This window comes from Schinkia azotoformans LMG 9581 (assembly GCF_000307855.1).
Lineage (GTDB): Bacteria > Bacillota > Bacilli > Bacillales > Bacillaceae_J > Schinkia > Schinkia azotoformans.
This window is the reverse complement of sequence record NZ_AJLR01000072.1, coordinates 1-714: the sequence shown is the minus strand read 5'-3', so window position 1 is coordinate 714 and position 714 is coordinate 1. Positions and strand designations below refer to the sequence as shown.

Below are 714 nucleotides of genomic sequence, written 5' to 3'. Positions count from 1 at the left end.
TAGCAACAAATGGGCATTTCTCATCTATCAAGAATCGGTACCCGAAGATTACTTGAATCTCTTAGAAGAGCTCCATGTACCATTTATCTTATCCCCTTGGCATGATAAAGATGTAAACCGCACGACCGGCGAGTTCAAAAAGCCACACAAACATGGTGTATTTTTCTTCGAATCACTTAAAAGCTATTCACAAGTTTCAGAACTCATCAGTGATAAGCTGAATTCCCCCGAACATGTCGAAGTGGTAATGAGTCCAAAGGGAATGTACGATTATTTCACACACGCTGAGAATCCAGAAAAGTCTCCTTATAACATCGAAGACATTGAATCAGGAGCGGGTTTTGAGCTTGATAAATTCTTAGCTGAGAATAATGAAGATTTACTTAACCAGGTCTATGAAGTGATGCGTGATTCTGGTATAAAAGAATTTGCTGATTTTACCGATTTAATCGCAAAACAATTTCCTGACTTGTTGTATTTTGTATTCAGCAAGAGTTACTTCTTCAAAATATATTTGGACTCTAAACGCTACATCGAAATAAAACAAAAAGATGACGAGGATAACCATGGAAAATAACTATCCATATCTACTAAATCGTGAACAAGCTTCCAAGTTTATTGGAATTAGAGATGATACTTTTAGCGTATTCTTTACTGTTAAAATCAGCTAAATCACTGGAACCAGAGACTTTAAGATATTCTATCGGGTATCAA

General features: G+C 36.1%; 1 protein-coding gene and 1 pseudogene. Both read left to right on the top strand.

All coding sequences use genetic code 11. The annotated features are described in order from the left end of the window. Window positions 1–577: replication protein (locus tag BAZO_RS10745; protein ID WP_003331510.1), on the top strand; the 577-nt coding region annotated here is incomplete at its 5' end. Between the two features lie 41 nt (window positions 578–618). Next, window positions 619–714 (top strand): annotated as a pseudogene (locus BAZO_RS22425) (IS982 family transposase); the annotation flags it as partial.